The organism is Mesorhizobium sp. M7A.F.Ca.US.008.03.1.1, from assembly GCF_003997495.1.
In the GTDB taxonomy this organism is placed as follows: domain Bacteria; phylum Pseudomonadota; class Alphaproteobacteria; order Rhizobiales; family Rhizobiaceae; genus Mesorhizobium.
This window is the reverse complement of the sequence record NZ_RZRU01000007.1, coordinates 219,885-240,548: the sequence shown is the minus strand read 5'-3', so window position 1 is coordinate 240,548 and position 20,664 is coordinate 219,885. Positions and strand designations below refer to the sequence as shown.

Here is a 20,664-nt window from a genome sequence, read left to right as displayed (position 1 = left end):
ACCGCCGAAATGAACGCCAAAGAGCGCTCGCGGCAGCGTAAGTTCCATATAGTGCGCCCCGACCGGAAATTCACCCGGCCAACATGAAACGCACGGCTCTACCAGGCCGAAAGGCCCAAATCATTTTCGTCAAGCATCGGATTTTCCCGAAAACCGCTACGCACTTTTCGGTCCGATGCTCCCAACCGCTCACGCGGCTTTTTCCCTACTCGCCCGACGCGCGGCGATTCCCGTCAGCGCAACGCGAAACAACTCGATGTCCTCCGAGCCGGTCGCCGGTCCGATCGACACGCGCAAGGCGCCGAGACTGTCACCGTATCCCATGGCTTTCAGCACATGGCTCGGCCCGACCTTGCCCGACGAGCAGGCGGAGCCGGCCGACAGCGCTACACCGGCTAGGTCGAAGGCGATCTGCGCGGTTTCGGCTTTGACGCCCGCAATAGCGAAGAATGCCGTATTGGCAAGCCTTGGCGAACCGGTTCCAAAGATTTCCGCGTCGGGCACCAGCAATTTCACGATGGCCTCGACCTCGTCGCGGCGCTGGCGCACCGCATCCATAGCTTGCAGTCCGGCAAGAGCCTCGCGTGCAGCCGCGCCAAAACCGGCAATGGCAGCGAGGTTTTCAGTGCCGCCGCGATGGCCCTTTTCCTGGCCGCCGCCATTGATCAACGGCTTCGGCATCATCAGATCGGAAGCGGCGACGATGGCGCCGACGCCCTTGGGACCACCGATCTTGTGTGAGGACAGAATCAGATAATCGGCGTAACCCTCTGATAGATCGATCGAAACGCGCCCCGCGGCCTGCACGGCGTCGACAATGAGGATACCGCCCGCCGCCTTGACGATTTCGGCGATGCGATCGATCGGCTGGATGACGCCGGTTTCGTTGTTGGCGGCATGGATAGCGACCAGCGGCAGGCCTTCGCTCTTGTCATGGCCGCCGAGCGCCGATGCCAAGGCGCCGAGATCGGCGATGCCGTTGGCGTCGACGCCGATCCGGCTCACCTGCGCTGCCGGGAAGCGTCCGCCATTCAGCAGACAGGGATGATCGGCTTCCGACACGTAAAGCCGGCTCATGCGCACAGTGCCGCGCCCCATCTGCCAGTCGGATGTCAGCAGCGTCGAGGCTGCTTCCGTGGCACCGGAGGTGAACACGACATGCTCCGCCTTGGCGTTGACGAGCGCCGCCACGTCACGCCTGGCGGTCTCGATCAGGCGCCGTCCGGCACGCCCTTCGGCGTGAACCGATGATGGATTGGCGGCGACGTCAAGCGCCGCGACCATAGCCTCACGGGCCGCGGCAAGCAGCGGCGCACTGGCATTATAATCGAGATAGGCGCGTTTTGCGGCCATTTTCGTCCGTCAAGTCCCGTCAGAAGCCATTCCGCTGTCGTATGGCGTTATTTCCTTGAAATTCCAAGGCGAGCCGTCCTATTTACGCGGCTTGCGGCGCGGGTGGCCGGGCTCGATGTCTTGCCACCCAGTTTTGAACAATTCTAAACTAGCTTCTAAGAAGACGCTCGCCCTGCGTCAAGGCCAGAGGAAACGTTCCAGGCACCGCGCATTCGTATTACCCAGTGGAGTATTTTATGCCTGAGGTCATTTTCACCGGTCCTGCCGGCCGCCTGGAGGGTCGCTATCAGCCTTCCAAGGAAAAGAGCGCGCCGATTGCCATCGTCCTGCACCCGCACCCGCAATTCGGCGGCACGATGAACAACAAGATCGTCTACGACCTCTTCTACATGTTCCAGAAGCGGGATTTCACCACGCTGCGCTTCAATTTCCGCGGCATCGGCCGCAGTCAGGGCGAATTCGACCACGGCACCGGCGAGTTGTCGGACGCCGCGGCAGCGCTGGACTGGGTGCAGTCGCTGCATCCGGATTCCAAGAGCTGCTGGGTCGCCGGTTACTCCTTCGGCTCGTGGATCGGCATGCAGCTTTTGATGCGCCGGCCGGAGATCGAAGGCTTCATCTCGATCGCGCCGCAGCCCAACACCTATGATTTCTCGTTCCTGGCGCCCTGCCCGTCATCGGGCCTGATCATCCATGGCGATGCCGACAAGGTGGCGCCGCCGAAGGATGTGCAGGGCCTGGTCGACAAGCTGCACACGCAGAAGGGCATCACCATCACGCAGAAGACCTTGCCCGGCGCCAACCATTTCTTCTCCAACGACGCCGACCTGCTGCTCGAGGAATGCGCTGATTATCTCGACCGCCGGCTGGCCGGTGAATTGTCGGATCCGCGCCCGAAGCGGCTGAGATAGGCAAAGGACGAAGCGACGGCGATGTACGAGCCTCCTCATTTCAGGGAAACGCGGCCGGAGATCCTGCACGGGCTGATCCGGGCGCACCCGCTGGGCCTGCTGGTTTCCAACGGGCCCGAGGGGCCGGTCGCCAACGCCATCCCGTTCCTGCTCGACGCCGAAATCGGGCCGAACGGCAGGCTGCGGGCGCATCTGGCGCGGGCCAACCCGCAATGGCGCCTGTTGGCCGACAACCCGGCGTCACCGGTGCTGATCGTCTTCCAGGGCAGCGATGCCTATGTGACGCCGTCCTGGTACGAGACCAAGCGCGAGACCGGCAAGGTGGTGCCGACGTGGAACTATGCCATCGTGCAGGTGCGCGGCACGGTCAAGGTGATGGATGACCAGGACTGGCTGGCGCGGCAGATCGCCGATCTGACCGTGTCCCAGGAAGGCGCTCGCGCCGCGCCCTGGGCGGTGACCGATGCGCCGGCGCCCTTCATCCAGTCGCAGATCAAGGGCATTATTGGGCTGGAAATCGAGATCAGCGAAATCCACGGCAAGTGGAAGGTCAGCCAGAACCGGCCGGTCGCCGATCGCGTCGGCGTTGCACAAGGGCTCGAAAGCGAAGACCACCAATCGCCCGGCATGGCGGGCCTGGTCAGATCCTATGGCGGGCTGGACGGCAACTGAACTTCGGATGCTCAGGCAGCCTTCCTTCTCTGCCCAATCAGCCGAAACGTTCTCTTGCGGATCGGCAACCCCGATGGCATCGGCCGGAAGATGAAGCCGAGCCGGGCAAAGACCAGCCCGCAGGCAAGCGCAAAGCCGCAGCCGAGGCCGAAGCCGGCGACGGTGTCGCTGGGATAGTGCGCGCCAACGAAGATACGGGTCGAGGCGATGCAGGCGGTGATCGCCAGGGCGATGTACCAGCGCCGCGGAAACAACAGCAAAGCGACACCGAACACCGCGCCCATTGTCGTACCATGGCCGGATGGAAAGCCGGCGAAGCGCGCATCGAAGGCGAAAGGATGCAGGGCCAGCACGCCAAAGTCCTCGAAATAGAGCGGGCGAGCCCGGCCGATGGCATATTTCAGCACATTGACGGCGAGCCCCGACAGGCCTGTGGCGCACAGCACCAGAAAAGCCAGGCAGGTCCAGTTGTAGAGCAGCATCAGCGAGCGCCGGGAGAGGCTTCGCCAATCCGTCAGGTTGGCGGCGACAAGCAGAAGCGCTGACGGAATGAGATACCAGCCTCCCAGGCCGAACTGGGTGAAAAAGTCGGCAGTCCGGGCAAATCCCGCCGACCACTTGCCATGAAGCATTCCGGCCGGGGTGTCGAGACGAACAAACGCCGCCGCCGTGAGCAAAACCCAGACCAGCACCCAGACCGACCACAAAATGTTCGGGTATCTGGCCGGACGTGTGGCAAGGCGGCTTTTGGCGATCTGCATCGTATCGCGAAAGTTGTCGAGCGACCGACGCCCTACCCCAAGGAGCAGGCTCGAAACGGGCGGGCGTGATTTCACCAGCATAGGAAATTCGACCCCATTGTTGCCGTCATGGGCATCGGCGAGCCGTCACTGGGTTACACGATAAAGGCCGAGCGACAGCTTGTCTCCCGATGAATAGTTGAGGCCGTCGACCTCGGCAACGCGGTTCGCCGACTTGCCTTGGGCCGCCAGCAACCCATTCAGTTTCTGCTCGTCGCCGATTTGTGCCAGCGCCAGAGCGCAGGCGGGGTCGCCGAGCAGATGCTTGGCGACGCCGTCGACATCGGTCAGGACGGTCTTGGTGCCGACCAGGAACACCAGGCTCGGCTCGTGATATTCCGCCGAGGCCAGCACCGTGGTGTCGCAAGGCCGGTTGGCGCGGACCGCCGCCTCGATCGCCGGGCTCAGCCAGATCGGCTTCAAGGATGGCGCGATGACGCCGAACAACAAGCCATAGGTGATGCCAGCACAGGCGGCGACGGCGCCGATACGGGCAAGCGGCACTTGCAACTGCCGCGAAAGGGCCAAGTAGCCGGCCCCGAGCGCCGCGGCGGCGGCCGGAATGCTCCACCAGGAGAAGGTGCCGGTGAGGTAGATCGGCGCTCCGATGCAGACGGCCGCCAGGCCGAGGCTGACCACGGCAAGACCGAATGCGGTCGACCACCACAGCCAGTTCTGCCAGCGCCTGAGCGGCGCATTCGCCTCCTGCGGCGACAATGTCAGCAGCCAGCCAATCAGCAGCGCCATGCCGGGATAGGCCGGCAGGACGTAGTGCGGCAGCTTGGTCGGGATCAGCTCGAACACCAGCCAGAACGGGATGTACCAGGCGAGGCAGAAACGCAGCCGGGGATCGTCACGCAGACGGTTAAGGGCCTGCAACCCGGCGCCGACCGCGATCAGGCCGAAGGGCCACATGAACAAGGAATAGGTCAGCATGTAGAAACCGGGCGGCAGGCCGTGCGATTCCTCGCCCGAGGCCACCTTGGCCATCATGTCCTTGCCGACGGCATCACTGAGAAAGGCGCCGCCGCTCTTCCAGGTGATGAGGGCGACCCAGGGCAACACGATGAGCACCACCAGAGCGACACCGCGCACGAGCTTCAGCTTCAGGAGCCAGCGCCAGTCGCGCTCGAAGGCAAACAGGGCGGCGACCGTCAGCACCGACAGGAGCGGAGCCACCGGCCCCTTGATAAGGATTCCAAGGCCTTGAGCGGCCCAGAATATCCAAGGCAGATGGGCGGCTACCGGTTCGTTGCGGCGTGATGCCAGATAGATCTGGGCGAGCGCGCCTTGCGCCGCCACGCAGCAGGCCAGCAGCATGGCGTCGGTCTTGGCGTCACGACCCTCGAAGGCGGTGGCGAAGATCGCCGCCATCATCAGGCCGGCGCCGAGACCGGCATTGGCCCCGAACAGCTTCGTGCCCGTCCAGGCGATGCCGACTACGGCCAGGGCGATGCCAAGCATGGAGACGAGGCGATAAACCCAGATCGGCGCCGCCGCTCCCTCGCCGCTCAGCGCCACGGCCGCCGATTGCAGCCAGTAGATGCCGATCGGCTTCTTGTAGCGCGAGGCATCCTGAAAACGGATGTCGACATAGTCGGAGGTTTCGACCATCTGCTTGGTGGCCTGGACAAAACGGGATTCGTCGCGGTCGATGAGTGGAAGGCTCGCCAGTCCGCTGAATGTCATCAGCACGCTGAACAGAAAGAGAAAGAGATAGTTCCTGTTCATCGCGGAGCTTTCCGGATCTGATCTGCGGGATGGCCCCGTCGCGGCGCCTCAGGCCCTGCCCTTGCGCGGCGCCTCAATACGCCAGCCCAAACGACGAAGCAAGGATTCGCAACGCCATCCGCGCGATCAGCAAAACCGGAAACCATTTTTGCTGATCGCTGGACCTTTGCCTGGCGCGCGCGACGCAAAACCGGAAACCACTTTTGCTGATCGCGCTTGGATGCTAAACGCCCGCGTTCATACACGTCCGAGCCACGCTGGCCAGGCGCTTTCGGGAAAGAAACAATGTCCGCCTTCAAATCCGATTTCCTGCGCACGATGAGCGAGCGCGGTTTCATCCACCAGACTTCGGATGATGCCGGCCTCGACGCTATCTTCGCCAAGGAGACGGTGACCGCCTATATCGGCTTCGACGCGACCGCCAAGAGCCTGCACGCCGGCTCGCTGATCCAGATCATGATGCTGCACTGGCTGCAGCAGACCGGTCATCGGCCGATCGCGCTGATGGGCGGCGGCACCTCGATGATCGGCGACCCGTCGTTCAAGGACGAGGCGCGCAAGCTTTTGACCCCGCAGGACATTGAAGACAATCTGGCTGGCATCCGCCGCAACTTCATGCCCTACCTCAAATTCGGCAGCGGTCCGAACGACGCCATCATGGTCAACAACGCCGACTGGCTGATGGAGATCAACTACGTCAATTTCCTGCGCGATGTCGGCCGTCACTTTTCCGTCAACCGCATGCTGGCGTTCGATTCCGTGAAACTCCGGCTCGATCGCGAGCAGTCGCTGTCGTTCCTCGAATTCAACTACATGATCCTGCAGGCCTATGATTTCGTAGAGCTTTACAAGCGTCTCGGCTGCCGCCTGCAGATGGGCGGCTCCGACCAGTGGGGCAATATAATCAATGGCATCGACCTCGGCCGCCGCATGGAGGACGCGCAACTCTATGCGCTGACCACGCCACTGCTCACCACCTCGTCGGGCGCCAAGATGGGCAAGTCGGCGTCGGGCGCGGTCTGGCTCGATGCGGAGATGCTGAGCCCCTACGAATTCTGGCAGTACTGGCGCAACACCGAGGATGCCGACGTTGCCCGCTTCCTGAAGCTCTACACGACCCTGCCTCTGGACGAGGTCGCGCGGCTTGAGCGACTCGGCGGATCCGAAATCAATGAGGCCAAGAAAATCCTCGCCACCGAGATCACCGCCTTGCTGCACGGCCGCGCAGCCGCCGAGCAAGCCAGCGATACGGCGCGCAAGACGTTCGAGGAAGGCGCGCTCGCGGAATCGTTGCCGACCGTCGAGGTTGACAAGGCAGCGCTCGAAGCCGGCGTCGGCGTGCTGTCGCTGCTCGTCACCGCCGGGCTGGCGGCGTCAAACGGTGAAGCGCGGCGGCATGTGCAGGGCGGCGCCGTGCGCCTGAACGACGAGCCGGTCAGCGACGAGCGCCGGCTGGTGACTCCTGAGGATTTGAGTCCGGAAAACGTCGTAAAGCTTTCTCTGGGAAAGAAAAAACACATTCTGGTCCGGCCTGCCTGAGCTCGGTCACCGGTATTCGAAGATTGACCTGAATATTCCAGGCGCGATCACCGACAGCGGATTGACGTCCAGCAGCGGCTTGTTGGCATTGCCCTTGAGCCGGTAGGTGACGCCGATCAAGCCACGGTCGCGGCCATTGCCGAGCAGCGCGCCAACGATGGGCAGTTCGCCGAAGATGCGGTTGAGACCGTAGACCGGCATGAATGTGCCGGTCATGTCCATGTTGTTGTTCTGGTCGTAGAGCGTACCCTGGAACGTCGTGCCGATGCGCGGGCCCCGCAGCACGCCATTGGCCAGTTTCAGATAGCCACTGCCCTTGTCGATCTCGGCGTAGCCGCGTTCGAACTTCACCCGCGACGTATCCAGCTTGCCCTTGACCGCCTGATTGAGGCTGCGGTTGTCGCCGGCCGGCGTGGTCGAGACGATGGAGGCCAGTTTCGGTTCGTTGACGACGAAAAAGTTGCTGGTGTCGACCTTGCCCTTGAGCGATCCGTCGCTCGGCCCGGCCAGCGCCAGGGTGATCGCTCCGCCTTCCATATGCTCGTAGATGTTGAGGAACCTGAGGATGGCGCCGGCGTCCGCGGACTGCATTTTGAGCGCGCGCTGGCCGGCGCCGGTGGTGTTGCTGATGCTGATCGCGGCGCCCGAACTGGCCGTGGCGCTGACCTTTAGCCCGTTCACCCGCGAGCCGGCCGCGCTGTAGTCGAGCTTCAGGTTGGACAATTGCTCGTCGTGGAAACCGGTCAGCCGGTCGACATCGGCGCTGACGGAAATGGCGTCGGAACCGGTAGTCTTGGTAGCCGTGTCGACGTCCGAGGTGAACTGCTTGATGAGCGAGCGGGCATCCAGAGCGTTGCCGCTGATATCGACCGCATAGCCCTTGCCGGATCGCTTCACCGACACGGCAACGTCGTCGCCCCTGTTCAAGGTGACCTTGCTGAACCGTGCCGACGACAAGGCGCTATTGACCAGCACGATGCTGCCGTCGATGGAGAACGTCTTTCCGTCGAGATCAAAGTCGGACAGCGTCGTGGTGTCGCCGGACCTGGTCATGACGAAGGTGACCTTGGCGGGGACCCCTGCCCCCTTGCTCCAGCCCGCCCAGGGAATATCCAGCCTGGCGTTGGTCAGATCGGCCGAGACGTTCTGGTCGCCGCTGCCGTTCTTGTCGATCGCCACCTTCACCGTTCCGGCAAGCAGCGGCTTCAGGCCGGGCATGGCGGCGGCGCGGATCTTGTCGTCGAGCACCAGGGCCACCTTGCGGCTGCGCGCCGGCCCGTCATCCCTGAGCGGCTCGATCAGATCGAGTTCGGCCGGAATGCCGTTAAGCAACGCCTTGGCTGAGATCACCGCCTTCTCGGGATCGACCGTGATCGAACCGTCGGCATCCGTCACGATCTGGCCCTCGAAGGGCTTGGCCAAGGACATGCCGCTGTAGTCGAGCGACACCAGCCAATCGAGCTTCGAGGAGTCGACGCCTGACTGCAGCGGAATATCCGCCTTGACGTGGCCGGTAACGCTGCCCGACAGCTCTTCCGGCAGAATGCCGACATGGCGCATGGCGTTGATCGGCTCGTAGGATGCGAGTTCGGCAACGGCGGATGCGTCGCCATCGACATCGATGTCGAGCGCGCCGACGACTGGCGGGCGGTTGGCCGCCTTGACCGTCAGCGTGCCGTTGCTAGCTGCCACGGTGCGTCCGCTGGGCATATAGACTGTGCCCGAGGACAGGGAGATATCGACATCGTTGCCGTGGAAGCCGACGACGCCGACCGCGTCGCGTATTGGCGGGATGCGGCCGGCGGTGTCGAATCGCGATCCCTCGATCTGGAAGCGGCCGAACACCTCATCGGCCGAAAGCGGCACGCCGTTGCCAAGGCGGCCCGGCACCACCTGGAACTGAAGGTTGGCGTCGACGACACGGCCGCCGAACAGATTGGCCAGCACCCACAGCCGGGCATTGCGCGCCGAAAACCACGGCCATAGCTGCTTGACGTGAGTGACCTGCATGTCGTGGATGTTGAACGCCAGATTGATCCCCGGCACTTTGCCGTCGACGAACGCCACGGCGGCGGTGCCAAGCATCTCGCCGGAGCCGGCGGATCGAAGCGCGATCTGCTCGGCGACCAGTTTGTGGCTCACCGTGTTGTAGACACCGGCGATCCGGGCGAGGAAGGTGAGCGCCGGCTCGGGCGACTCCGAAGGCGCAAGCGACGACCCGTCGCTGGTCAGGTCGTAGCGATAGGAGGGTTCTTCACCCACCGCTCCGCTTGCCGGCTTCGGCCCGATCGAACCGGCGAAATCGAATGTCGAGCGGCCGGTCTTCAGCAGCAATCTGTCGACCTGGACCTTGTTGCTGCCCGCAACCAGCGTCGCATTGATATCGACGTCCGCTGGCAGCAGTCCTCGCGTGCCGAGATCGAGGACAGAACCCGTCGATGACAAAGCGGCCGCCAGCCGCGATGCGTTGACGCCGAACCCTTCCGATCCCGTCAGCTTCAGCGCGACGGTTCCCAACTTGCCGGCAGCGGCGGCCGCGTCGCCGGCACCGGCCAGATCGACGCTCGCATCCAGCGCCGTGACCCGGTGCGCCGCAATATCACGGGTGGCGGTAGCGGCAACGGTAAGCGTTCTGCCGTCGATGTCCGCCTTCGAGGAAAACTGCATGCCGCCCGGTCCCGACTGCACGACGGTGGCGTCGGTGATCTTGACGAGCTTGACCGCTCCGGTTTCGGGCAGCACGAATTCGACATTGCGAAGATCGATCCGGCGCAGCGAATCCTCCCGCACGGCATCGAGTGCGTGGTTGATGTTTCCGAACACCGCGGCGGACAGCTTCTCCGGATCGATGAGGCCGTCCGCATTGCGCAGGCCGGCGGTCCAGTCGCCGCCTGACGGCATCGCCGCCACGACGATGCGGGCATCCGAGATCCTGGCGCTGGTCAGCCGCACATCTCCCCACAGCAGCGGGAACAGACGCACGCCGAAGCGCACGCGGCCGGCATCGGCCATCGGCTTGCCGTCTGATGTCTTCAAGCTGACGTCGCTGACCTGAAGCGCGATGAAACTCGAACCGTCGAGCGTGATGCGGGCAGGCCCGACCGCGACATTGACATCGACGCCCGCCAGTTTCTCAAGCGTCGTTTCCGCCTCGGTGCGAAGCCGGTCGGCTCCGATGCCGGAGGCGCCAACCAGATAAACGAGCACGGCGGCCAGCAGCACGAAAGCGACCAGACCGGCAAACAGTCGCGACAGGATGCGAAAACCGCGTCCGATAGACGCCTGGCCAAGCGGCGGCACACGGCAGGCAGACGGAAAGGTCCCCAGGTCGGTGATCTCATCACGCCTGAACCGGATCTTCTCGTGCTGCGGTCGCTCCTGATCCACGCAATTTTCCGTTGTACGAACTCGATCGTGGACGAATCCCCGTCCGACACTATATCGGTGTGGCTTCGCACGTAACCTCAAACAAGGGCATCGGTATGGCTGACCTCGACGTAGGCGATCTCGCGCCGCAATTCGACCTGCCGCGGGACGGCGGCGGATCAGTCAGTCTTGCCGCATCGTCCGGCAAGCCCATCGTGCTCTATTTCTATCCGCAGGACGACACAACAAGCTGCACGCAGGAGGCGATCAGCTTCTCGCAGCTGAAGCCTGACTTCGAGAAGGCCGGCGCCGTGGTGATCGGCCTGTCGCCCGACCCCGTCAAGAAGCACGACAAGTTCAAGTCGAAGTACAATCTCACCATCGACCTCGCCGCCGACGAAGAGCGCAAGGTGATCGAGGCCTACCATCTGTGGGTCGAGAAATCGATGTATGGCCGCAAGTATATGGGGGTCGAGCGCGCGACGTTCCTGATCGGCCGCGACGGACGGATCGCCAGGATCTGGCGCAAGGTCCGCGTCAAGGGCCATGCGGAAGAGGTGCTTGAGGCCGTTCGAGCGCTTTGAGATTTTGCCGGCGAGGCTGGTCCGGTTTCCCTCACAACCTTACGCACGCGTGGCGGGCGTTCGCTGCAAGCAAGTTGACGCTGCAAGCCTTTGTTAACCTTAATAATGTGTAGTCAAGCTGTCGTGGTGTCGTAAACGAAAGCTTGGTCCCGTGAAGGCAACCGGTCAGTCCGCAGTATTCGGCAGGCGTAAGGAGCCCCACACGGTCATCATCGCCCGGGGCAACGAGATCAGGCATTTTACGATACGACCGTGGCTGGCGGCCTTTATCGGCTCGGCGCTGGCCGCCATTGCTATCGGCTATCTCATCGCCACCTCCTATCTCGTGCTGCGCGATGATCTGATCGGCGCCACCACGGCGCGTCAGGCGCGCATGCAGCAAGCCTATGAAGATCGCATTTCGGCGCTTCGCGCCCAGGTCGACCGTATCACCAGCCGCCAGTTGCTCGACCAGCAATTGATGGAAACCAAGGTCAGCGAACTGCTTGAACGCCAGAGCCAGCTGAGCCAGCGTCACGGCCGTCTTGGCCCGCTGCTCGAACGCGCCGAGAGCGAGGTCGGCGCGGCGCCGGCCGAAGATCCGGCAGCGGTTGCGAAGCCGGACAAACGCGCCGACGTGACCGGCAGCATCCAGGAGCCTGCGCGGAACTATGCGGTCGGCAGCCTGAGCGCCGATCTCGGCGCCGGCGACACAAGGCCGTTCTCGCTGTGGTCGACTCGCTCCGATCCGCTACCCAACGATTCAGCCGCCGATCGTGCCGACAAGCTCTTCGTCTCGATCAACCAGTCGCTGAGATCCATCGAGAGCGATCAACTGACCCGCATCAGCACGCTTGCCGACAACGCCTACAAGAGCGCCGACGCCATCACCCAGGCGCTCGAGGCGGCCGGACTGCCCGTCGACAGCGACTTCGGCAAGGGCGACAGCGATGTCGGCGGACCGCTCATCCCGGTCGACAGTTCGATGATGTTTGACAGCAAGGTCAAGGAGTTGGACGAAGCGCTTGATGCGCTCGACCATCTCAAGAAGGAAGCGCGCCAGCTGCCGCTGACCAACCCCGCGCCGGGCCACTCCGTCACCAGCCCGTTCGGCGTGCGCACCGACCCGATCCTCGGCACCGCGGCACTGCATTCCGGCATGGATTTTAGGGCACCGGTCGGCATGGCCGCCAAGGTCACCGCGCCCGGCACCGTCACCAAGGCCGGCTGGAACGGCGGTTATGGCCGCATGGTGGAAGTCGACCACGGCAATGGTTTTGCAACACGTTACGGGCATCTCAGCGAGATCGACGTGACCGTCGGCGAGAAACTGGACGCCGGCGCCGTCATCGGCAAGACGGGCAGCAGCGGCCGCTCGACCGGCCCGCATCTGCACTACGAAGTCCGCCACAATGGCGAAGCGATCGACCCCTTGCGCTTTCTTACGGTCGGCAGGAAGGTCGCGCAGTATCTGTAAGCGATCCTGGGCTCCTGCCCCATGCGCCGATGACCATCATGATGGTTGACTAAGGCGCTTCCATCGACAGAAACGCCGTCGCTGCCGCAACCAGGGTGGCCGCGCCGACCTTCAATGCGGCCTCGTCGACACGAAACCGGGCGTGATGGAGCGGAAAGACCGATCCGATCTCCTCGTTTCGGATTCCCAGCCGAAAATAGACCGAAGGACGTTTCTCGCTGTAGTAGCCAAAGTCGTCCGCGATCGTCCATCCGGGCGTGTTGAGGACGTTGTCGGCACCGATGCAGGCCTTGGCGCTGGCGGCAATCAGCTCAGTCATCTCGACATCGTTGACGACACCCGGCTCGCCCTTGTGGATGTCGACCTCGACACGCGCGCCGTGGCTCGTCGCTATCCCCTCGGCTATCTTACGAACGCGGTGCCAGGCCCGCTCGCGGGTTGCATCGCTGCCGCTGCGGATAGTGCCTTTCAACGCGACCCTGCCGGCGGTGACATTATAGGCGTTGCCGCCATTGATGGCCGTCACGGAAATCACCAGCGGATCGTACGGGTCGGTCTCGCGCGAAACGATCTTCTGCAATTCGCTCACCAGGGAGCAGGCTGCGGCCAATGCATCGACACCTTCATGCGGTTTTGCCGCATGCGCGGCCGAGCCAATGACGACCACATCGAACGTGTCACAGGCCAGAGTGTAGGGCCCGGAGCCGACGGCGATCTTGCCGGTCGGTGTGTACGGATCGACGTGGACGCAGATGGCGGCGTCGATGTCGTCGAGAAGCCCCTCTTCCACCACCCGCTTGCCGCCCGACGGTTCGTCCTCCTCCGCCGGCTGGAAGATCAGGCGAACGGTACCGCAAAAACTCTCCCGCGACTGGTGAAGATGCGCGGCCACCGCGAAAGCCATCGACGCATGGGCGTCGTGACCGCAGGCATGCATCACGCCTGGATTCGTCGATGCATAATCGACGCCGGACTCCTCCTCGATCGGCAAGGCATCGATGTCGGCGCGAATGGCGACCTTTCGATTTGACGGCTTGCCGGTGCCGACAATATCGACGGCAAGGCCAAAGCCGGCGACGTCGCGAATGTCGGCAATTCCCTGATCCTCCAGCATCTGCCTGAGATAACGCTGCGTGCCGGCCTCTTGGTTCGAGAGCTCGGGATTGCGGTGCAGATGGCGACGGACCTCGATCATCCGGTCGAGAATTCCGGCGGCGATATCGGTCGTCACGGTTTTCGCAACACCACCCGCCGTGACCGAACCCTCAGGATTTGACATGGATCTCTCGCGGGAACTTCGTCAGGGTCTCGTGGCCGGTTTCGGTGACCAGGATGGTCTCGCTGATCTCGATGCCCCAGCCGTCCATCCACATGCCGAGGATGGAATGCACGACGTTGCCTGATACAAGCACCGTCTTGTCGCCCGGCCTGAGGCTGATCGTATGCTCGCCCCAATCCGGCGGATAGGCGACGCCGATGGAGTAGCCGATGCGCGATTCCTTCTTCAGTCCGTAGCGCTGGATGACCTTGCGCCAGGCAGCTTCGACGGCTTCGGCTGACGTTCCCGGCCTGACCGCGTCGAGCACCGCGTCCATGCCCTCGATCACCGCTTTTGCCGTGTCGGAAACATTTGTCGGCGTCTTGCCAAGCTGCATGGTCCTGGCGAGGCCTGCGGCATAGCGGCGGCAGACCCCGGCAAGTTCCAGCGCAATCGTCTCGTTTTCTCCGAACCGCCTGTCGCTCCACATGATGTGCGGCGCCGAGGCATTCTCGCCACCGAGGATTGTCGGCGGAAGCGCGGTGATGTCGCCGGCAAAATCCGGGCTGCCCGCTATCTGCGCCGCCTGGATGGCGGCAATGGCATCGCATTCGCGAACACCCGGTGCGATCACCTCGAAGGCCCGCGTGACGGCCGCTTCGGCCAGGGTCGATGCCTTGCGCAAATAGGCGATCTCGGGCGCCGATTTGACCGCCCGGATCCAGTTCACCAGCAGGTCGGCGTCATGCCATTTTGCGTTGGGAAGTCCGGCGACAAGCCGGGCGTGCGCCTTGGGGGAGAAATAATAGGCTTCGAGTTCGATGCCGATATGTCTGACACCCCAGCCCTTGGCGACGATCCAGCTCGCGATCCAGTCCATGGGATGGCGATCGACGCGCTGGACATGGTCTTCCGGAAAACCGACCACGTTTTCCGGTTTCATCCAGGCGGTCAGAAGACCGCCGGCCGCATCCATGGCGCGCCCGATCCAGACCGGCTCGACCTCCTCGATTGGAACCAGCACCACCTGCGGCGTGTAGAACGACCAGCCGTCATAGCCGGTGATGTAATGCTGGTTGGCAACGTCGTTAACGACAAGGAGCTCGAGACCGCGCTTCGCCATCTCGGTGCGGATCTTGCGAAGCCGCTGTTGGTACTCGTCGCGGGCAAACGGCAATTCGATCATCTTTGCTCCATGCTTTGTCGGATCAACGGTCGCGGGGTTCGCTCACCATTGAAGAGGTTTCTCCATGGCGGCAATCGGCCAGGACGACGCGTGGGCAGGTCCTGAACCGAATACGCCCTCCACGGCCTCCCCCTTGGTAAAGCTCGCCGCGAATTTATTTTTGAATTCCATTTGACTGAATAAATAAGCAATGCGAAGCTGCTGTCTCCTAAGGGGCGCAAGGCATGGCACTGCGGGGGACCAATCAGGAGTTCGGACGGCCGTACAACCGGCGCATCGTGCTTGAGTCCATCCGCCTTCACGGCCCGATCGCGCGCGGCGAGATCGCCCGGCGCGTCGGCCTCACCGTCCAGACCGTATCGACCATCGTTCGCGAACTGGAAGATCAGGACTACATCCTGTCGCTGCGCAAAGAGCCGAAGGGGCGCGGCCTGCCGCCAGCGACGCTCCGGATCAACCCCGAGGGCGGCTATGCCGTCGGCATCCACATCACTCCGCTTGGTATCAGCGCCGCCTTGATCAATCTGAGCGGCGACGTGATCGAGAGCATCTACCGCGAGGCGCCGAACGCGACGCCGGACCACGCCTTCGAGCTGATCGGGGCGTTGGTGGTGGAATTGACCAGGCTGCGGGCTGGCGGACGGGTGCTGGGCGTCGGCATGGCCCTGCCCGGACCGTTCGACGTGGAGTCCATGAGTTTCGTGGGGCCGACCACCATGACCGGCTGGAAGGATGTGGCGCTGCGCGAACGGCTGGCGGCTTCCACCGGATTGCCGGCCTTCTTTGAAACCGATATGGCCGCGGCCGCCATGGGCGAGCGCCTCTACGGCCTCGGCGCCCAGTTTTCCGAATATTACTATCTCTATTTCGGCGTCGGCCTTGGCGGCGTCATGGTTCATGACGGCAGCGCCTTGCGCGGCGCCTGGGGAAATGCCGGCGAGATCGGACACATTCCCGTCATTCCCGGCGGCGAGGCCTGCCCGTGCGGCAACAGCGGCTGTCTCGAAAGATACCTGTCGCTCGAGGCGCTCCGGCGCTGGAACGGCAGCGAGGCGGATTGGGTCGCCGAAGTCGCACCGATCTTTCACAACGCCGTCGCCGTCATCGAGAATCTGTTCGACCCGGAGACGGTCATCCTCGGCGGGCTGGCGTCCACCGACCTGCTCGAAATGCTGGCTAGTTCGGCCGGGGGCCTGCACAACTCCGTCTCGGCTCGCAAGGACCGCACGACGCCCAGGGTTGTGGTCGCGCGCGGCGGGCAGCATTCGGTGTTGCGCGGCGCCGCCGCCCTTGCGGTTTCCGGGGTGCTGTCACCCCGCTTCGGGCAGATGTTTGCTGCCGAACGCGAACGCGAGCGCGACCTTCTCAAAGGCAGGGAGATTGCGGCATGAGTGAACCCCTGCTGGTGCTCGACAACGTCACCAAGAACTATGGCGCGATCGAAGCGCTGAAGGGCATCAGTTTCTCGATCGGCAAGGGCGAGGTCGTGGCGCTGCTGGGTGACAACGGCGCCGGCAAATCGACACTGGTGAAGATCATATCGGGCGGACTGGAGCCGACATCGGGTCGCATGCTGTTCGAGGGCAAGGAATTCCTTGCCAAATCACCGGCCGAGGCCAAGGCGGCCGGCATCGAGACCGTCTACCAGGATCTCTCGCTGTGCACCAATGTCGACGTGGTCGCCAATTTTTTCATGGGCCGTGAGATCACACGCAAGTTTCTCGGCATTCCCGTGCTCGACGAGCGCGCCATGGAAGCCGTCGTCGGAAAGGCGCTGGCCAATGCCGGCACCCGCATTCCCTCGCTGCGGGCCAATGTCGAGCACCTCTCGGGCGGCCAGCGGCAAGCCATCGAGCTCAACCGCTTCGTGCACTGGGGCGGCAAGCTGGTGCTGCTCGACGAACCGTTCGCAGCGCTTGGCGTCGAACAGACGCGGCGCGGTCTCGACATGATCCGCCAGGTGGCGAACCAGGGCATCGGCGTCGTCATCATCACCCATATCATGCAGCAGGCTTTTCAGGTCGCCGACCGGATCGTGGTGATCCGCCAAGGCGTCGTGGCCGGCGATGTCGCACGCAATAAAACAAGTCCCGATGCGGTGATCAACATGATCACCGGTGAGACGCTTGCCGGTGCCGGACCGACAGGCTGAGGGACAAAAGAGGGGTCCGGCTTAAGAGGAGCGAACGACATGAAGCGAATACTTCTTGCTGTCTTCGGTATCCTTGCACTGGCCTTTGCCACGCTCACGCCGGCATTCGCCCAGTCCAAGGGTATCGTCTACTATATGGTGCCGACCCTGCTGGACGAGTTCCAGACCGGCTCGGTGAGCGCGCTGGAACTGTTCCTGAAGCAGACCGGCTACGAGATGAAGACGCTGAACGCCGACAACAAGACCGACGCCCAGCAATCGCAGATGAACGATGTCATCGCGCTGAAGCCGGCGGCCATCATCCTGGCGGCAGTTGACTTCAATGCCCTGAAACCGTCGATCGAGGCAGCCCGCGCCGCAGGCATCCCGGTGGTCGAGTTCGACCGCCAGATCACCTCGACGCCATCCGACTTCACCTCTGTCGCCGGAACGGTCGAGATCGGCTACGTCGCCGCGGACCAGGCCGAGAAGCTGCTGAAAGCCAAGAACGGCTCGGTGAAGGGCAAGGTTCTGCAGGTGCTCGGCGATCCCGGCGATCCCTATACGCTCGACATTCAGAAGGGCTTTGAAGAGAAGATGAAGGCGTTTCCGGACGTCAAGATCATCTCGCTTCCGGCCATGCAGTGGGCGGCGGATGCAGCCGGGACCATCGTCAACGACCAGATACTTGCAAACCCCGACATCGACCTGATCTTCAGCCATGCCGCGCACCTTTCGGTCGCCGCCGTCGCCTCGCTCGAGGCAGCCGGCAAGAAGCCGGGCGACGTCATGCTGATGAGCTCGAACGGCGCTCCGGTCGGCCTCGACCTGATCCGCAAGGGTTGGCTCAACGCCGAAATCGAGCAGCCGCTCTACGCGCAAGCCGCGGCTGTCGCCATGTTCATGGACAAGATCGTCAAGAAGCAAGAGATCAAGCCCGGCGAATACGACGTGCTCGGCCTGAAATCGACCGTGACCAAGGAAGCCTGGGGTCCGAACATCAAGATCCCCGGTGCCGCCATCACCAAGGAAAACGTCGACAATCCGGCCTTCTGGGGCAACCAGAAGCCGCCGACGGACACCGTCAAGTCGGTCGAATAGTCGTTGAAAGCGCTCCGGGCCATAGCGGCCCGGAGCCTGCCCTTTCACAACGCCGCGTCCGAAAGGATGCCGTGGCGAATTTGAATCCGCGCCCTAACCCGACGAAATCGAGTTGATTTCGCGGGGGCGCCAACCGGATCAGCCCATGAACCCGCGCACACGCAAAGCCCTGGAGTTCGTACTCGACAACCTCGTCTGGTTCATGCTGCTGTTCGTGCTGGTGGTCTTCTCCATCTTCGTCCCGAACTACTTTCAGCTCGGCATTTTCGCCAACATCATCGAGGCTTCCAGCGTGCTGGGCGTCATGTCGATCGGCCTGGCGCTGGTGATCATCGCCGGCCACATGGATCTGTCGGTCGAATCCGTCGCAGCGCTCAGCGCCATGGCGGTCGGCATCCTGTTTTGCTCGTCGGGCATCGGCATGGGCGTGCAGCTGCATCCCGAATGGCTGATGGTTCCGGTTTCGCTGCTGCTGGCACTGGCCGTCGGCGGCCTCATCGGCGCCTTCAACGGCTATCTGGTGGTCAAGGTGAAGATGAGCGCCTTCATCATCACCCTGGCGTCCTACATCTGGGTGCGCGGCCTCGTGCTGGTCGTGTCGGGCGGCCGCTCGGCGCAGGACCTGGCGCCGGCCATCCGCTGGTTCGGCATCCAGCGCCTTCTCGGCCTGCCGCTCACCGCCTGGATCGCGGTTGGCTGTTTCGTGGTCTTTTCGCTGATCATGGCCAAGACACCGTTCGGCCGGCATCTGGTGATGATCGGCGGCAACGAGACCGCGACCTTCCGCGCCGGCATCCGGGTGAACCGCAATCTCATCATCGCCTTCGTTCTCGCCGGCGCCATCGCCGGCCTCGCCGGCTGGCTGCTGGCGATCCGCACGTCGGGCGCCACCGCCAATCTCGGCGTCGGCCTTTTGTTCAACGCCTTCGCCGCCGTCGTCATCGGCGGCGTCAGCCTGAAAGGCGGCGTCGGCACCCTCCCCGGCGTCTATGCCGGCGTGCTTTTGCTCTCGGCCATCAACACGGCGATCAATTTGATGGGCCTGCCGGCCAATTTCACCCAGGTGATTCATGGCCTGCTGGTGCTGGCCGCGGTGCTGCTCGACGCCTTCAAGCAAACCATTCGCCAAAGACTCGCATGACAGGACGGCTCGCATGACAGGACGGCTAAAGGACAAGGCGGCGCTCATCGTCGGCGCCGCCCGCGGCATCGGCAAGGGCATCGCCCTGCGCTTTGCCGAAGAGGGTGCGCGGCTGGTGCTCGCCGACACCGAGGTCGAGGCCGGGCAAGCCACCGCTGAGGAGTTGGGCGTCCCCTTCATCCGCACCGACATCTCGCAAATGAGCGACGCCGAGGCCGCCGTAGCGCTGGCGCTGAAGCAGTATGGCCGCCTCGACATCATCGTGCAGAATGCCGGCATCTATCCCTGGCAGCTGATCGAGAACACCAGCACTGATGACTGGGACCGCGTCATGGCGGTCAATCTGCGCGGCACCTTCAATGCCAGCCGCGCGGCCCTGGTGCCGATGAAGGCGCAAGGCTTCGGCCGCATGCTCTACACCTCGTCCATCACCGGCCCGCACGTCACCAGCCCGGGCCATGGCCACTATTCGGCCAGCAAGGCCGGCATCAACGGCTTCATCCGCGCCGCCGCGCTCGAATTCTCCGGCTACGGCATCACCGTCAACGGCGTCGAGCCCGGCAACATCCTGACCGAAGCGATCGAATTGCATCGCGGCGAGGCGTTCATCAAGAACATGGAGGATTCCATCCCGCTTGGCCGCCTCGGCAGCCCGCGCGATGTCGCCAATGCCTTCCTGTTCCTCGCCTCGGACGACGCCAGTTACATCACCGGCACGACCATCGTCGTCGATGGCGGGCAGTTGCTGCCCGAGGGCAGCGATTTCCGGCTCGTTCCGCCATGATTACCGATTTCGGCGATGGCTTCTTCCTGCGCCAGGCGACCGAGGCCGACCATCCCGCACTTGCCATGATCTGCCTCAAGACCGGTGATGCCGGCAAGGATGCAACCGGTCGCGAAGACGCTCCGGATCTGTTGGGCCAGATCTACACCATCCCCTACCAGGTGCTGGAGCCCGACCTCGCTTTCATCGTCGATGGGCCAACGGGCGCCGCCGGCTATCTGCTGGGTGCAAAAGACACAAAGGCTTTCAATGCCGGCCTGGCCGCAAAGTGGTATCCGCGCCTTCAGGCGCAGGTGACCGATCCCGGACCCGACCGCGCATGCTGGAGCGGCAGCGACTGGGCTCGCCACCAGATCCATCATCGCGATTTCACCATTCCGCCGGCCCTGGCTGCCTACCCTTCGCACGGTCATATCGACCTGTTGCCGCAGGCGCGTGGAAAAGGCATCGGCCGGCGGGCGATGGCTTTTCTCGAGCAAAGGCTCGCCGCGCTCGGTTCACGCGGGCTTTGCCTCGAAGTGATGCCGGACAATCACAATGCGCTGCGCTTCTACAGGGCCATCGGGTTCGCGGTGTTGCGGGAGCCGGGATTGCCGGACCACAGCATCTATGTCGCCAAACGGCTTACAACCGCACCGGAGATCGTGTGAA

General features: G+C 63.5%; 17 protein-coding genes. 11 read left to right on the top strand and 6 right to left on the bottom strand.

Features of this window, described 5'->3' with window-relative positions:
• Window positions 1–189: 189 nt before the first annotated feature.
• Complete coding sequence (locus EOA16_RS12360; RefSeq protein ID WP_127258268.1) at window positions 190–1,353, bottom strand: cysteine desulfurase family protein; 1,164 nt, start codon at window positions 1,351–1,353, stop codon at window positions 190–192.
• A 236-nt stretch (window positions 1,354–1,589) separates the two neighbouring features.
• Between EOA16_RS12360 and EOA16_RS12355 the strand changes: the two genes are divergently transcribed.
• Complete coding sequence (locus EOA16_RS12355; protein WP_013532163.1) at window positions 1,590–2,264, top strand: alpha/beta hydrolase; 675 nt, start codon at window positions 1,590–1,592, stop codon at window positions 2,262–2,264.
• 21 nt (window positions 2,265–2,285) lie between these two features.
• A complete protein-coding gene (locus tag EOA16_RS12350; protein ID WP_127258266.1) occupies window positions 2,286–2,936 on the top strand; it encodes an FMN-binding negative transcriptional regulator in 651 nt (216 codons plus the stop codon).
• An 11-nt stretch (window positions 2,937–2,947) separates the two neighbouring features.
• On the opposite strand, the gene EOA16_RS12345 is transcribed toward EOA16_RS12350, so the two are convergent.
• Complete coding sequence (locus EOA16_RS12345; protein ID WP_245455913.1) at window positions 2,948–3,697, bottom strand: phosphatase PAP2 family protein; 750 nt, start codon at window positions 3,695–3,697, stop codon at window positions 2,948–2,950.
• Window positions 3,698–3,823: 126 nt separating this feature from the next.
• Window positions 3,824–5,467: a glycosyltransferase family 39 protein gene (locus EOA16_RS12340; protein WP_127258262.1), complete on the bottom strand. Its 1,644-nt coding sequence runs from the start codon at window positions 5,465–5,467 to the stop codon at window positions 3,824–3,826.
• A 285-nt stretch (window positions 5,468–5,752) separates the two neighbouring features.
• On the opposite strand from EOA16_RS12340, the gene tyrS reads away from it, so the two are divergent.
• Window positions 5,753–7,006 carry a tyrosine--tRNA ligase gene (gene tyrS, locus EOA16_RS12335; RefSeq protein ID WP_127258260.1) on the top strand — a complete coding sequence of 418 codons (1,254 nt, stop codon included), beginning with the start codon at window positions 5,753–5,755 and terminating at the stop codon, window positions 7,004–7,006.
• 6 nt (window positions 7,007–7,012) lie between these two features.
• On the opposite strand, the gene EOA16_RS12330 is transcribed toward tyrS, so the two are convergent.
• The gene (locus tag EOA16_RS12330) at window positions 7,013–10,393 is read right to left on the bottom strand and encodes a DUF3971 domain-containing protein (protein WP_127258259.1); all 3,381 of its coding nucleotides are present in this window, start codon (window positions 10,391–10,393) and stop codon (window positions 7,013–7,015) included.
• A 95-nt stretch (window positions 10,394–10,488) separates the two neighbouring features.
• Here EOA16_RS12330 and EOA16_RS12325 point away from each other — a divergent pair, with 95 nt between their 5' ends.
• Window positions 10,489–10,956 carry a peroxiredoxin gene (locus EOA16_RS12325; protein WP_127258257.1) on the top strand — a complete coding sequence of 156 codons (468 nt, stop codon included), beginning with the start codon at window positions 10,489–10,491 and terminating at the stop codon, window positions 10,954–10,956.
• A 151-nt stretch (window positions 10,957–11,107) separates the two neighbouring features.
• Window positions 11,108–12,412 carry a M23 family metallopeptidase gene (locus EOA16_RS12320; protein WP_127258255.1) on the top strand — a complete coding sequence of 435 codons (1,305 nt, stop codon included), beginning with the start codon at window positions 11,108–11,110 and terminating at the stop codon, window positions 12,410–12,412.
• 49 nt (window positions 12,413–12,461) lie between these two features.
• Here EOA16_RS12320 and EOA16_RS12315 read toward each other — a convergent pair whose 3' ends face one another.
• Both EOA16_RS12315 and EOA16_RS12310 read right to left on the bottom strand, forming a co-directional pair.
• Window positions 12,462–13,691 (bottom strand): amidohydrolase, encoded by a 1,230-nt coding sequence (locus tag EOA16_RS12315; protein ID WP_127258254.1) that lies wholly within the window; start codon window positions 13,689–13,691, stop codon window positions 12,462–12,464.
• Window positions 13,678–14,856 carry a M24 family metallopeptidase gene (locus EOA16_RS12310; RefSeq protein ID WP_127258252.1) on the bottom strand — a complete coding sequence of 393 codons (1,179 nt, stop codon included), beginning with the start codon at window positions 14,854–14,856 and terminating at the stop codon, window positions 13,678–13,680. The genes EOA16_RS12315 and EOA16_RS12310 overlap by 14 nt, the downstream gene beginning before the upstream one ends.
• A 224-nt stretch (window positions 14,857–15,080) precedes the next feature.
• On the opposite strand from EOA16_RS12310, the gene EOA16_RS12305 reads away from it, so the two are divergent.
• The 6 genes from EOA16_RS12305 (at window position 15,081) to EOA16_RS12280 (ending at window position 20,663) form a co-directional block, all read left to right on the top strand.
• Window positions 15,081–16,247 carry an ROK family transcriptional regulator gene (locus EOA16_RS12305; RefSeq protein WP_127258250.1) on the top strand — a complete coding sequence of 389 codons (1,167 nt, stop codon included), beginning with the start codon at window positions 15,081–15,083 and terminating at the stop codon, window positions 16,245–16,247.
• Window positions 16,244–17,008 carry an ATP-binding cassette domain-containing protein gene (locus EOA16_RS12300; RefSeq protein ID WP_013532175.1) on the top strand — a complete coding sequence of 255 codons (765 nt, stop codon included), beginning with the start codon at window positions 16,244–16,246 and terminating at the stop codon, window positions 17,006–17,008. The genes EOA16_RS12305 and EOA16_RS12300 overlap by 4 nt, the downstream gene beginning before the upstream one ends.
• 39 nt (window positions 17,009–17,047) lie before the next feature.
• Window positions 17,048–18,088, top strand: coding sequence for a sugar ABC transporter substrate-binding protein (locus tag EOA16_RS12295; RefSeq protein WP_127258249.1), 1,041 nt, complete (start codon window positions 17,048–17,050; stop codon window positions 18,086–18,088).
• Between the two features lie 145 nt (window positions 18,089–18,233).
• Window positions 18,234–19,229 carry an ABC transporter permease gene (locus tag EOA16_RS12290; RefSeq protein WP_127258247.1) on the top strand — a complete coding sequence of 332 codons (996 nt, stop codon included), beginning with the start codon at window positions 18,234–18,236 and terminating at the stop codon, window positions 19,227–19,229.
• 13 nt (window positions 19,230–19,242) lie between these two features.
• A complete protein-coding gene (locus tag EOA16_RS12285; protein WP_127258246.1) occupies window positions 19,243–20,013 on the top strand; it encodes an SDR family NAD(P)-dependent oxidoreductase in 771 nt (256 codons plus the stop codon).
• Window positions 20,010–20,663 (top strand): GNAT family N-acetyltransferase, encoded by a 654-nt coding sequence (locus EOA16_RS12280; protein WP_127258244.1) that lies wholly within the window; start codon window positions 20,010–20,012, stop codon window positions 20,661–20,663. The genes EOA16_RS12285 and EOA16_RS12280 overlap by 4 nt, the downstream gene beginning before the upstream one ends.
• The last annotated feature ends 1 nt before the right edge of the window (window position 20,664 follow it).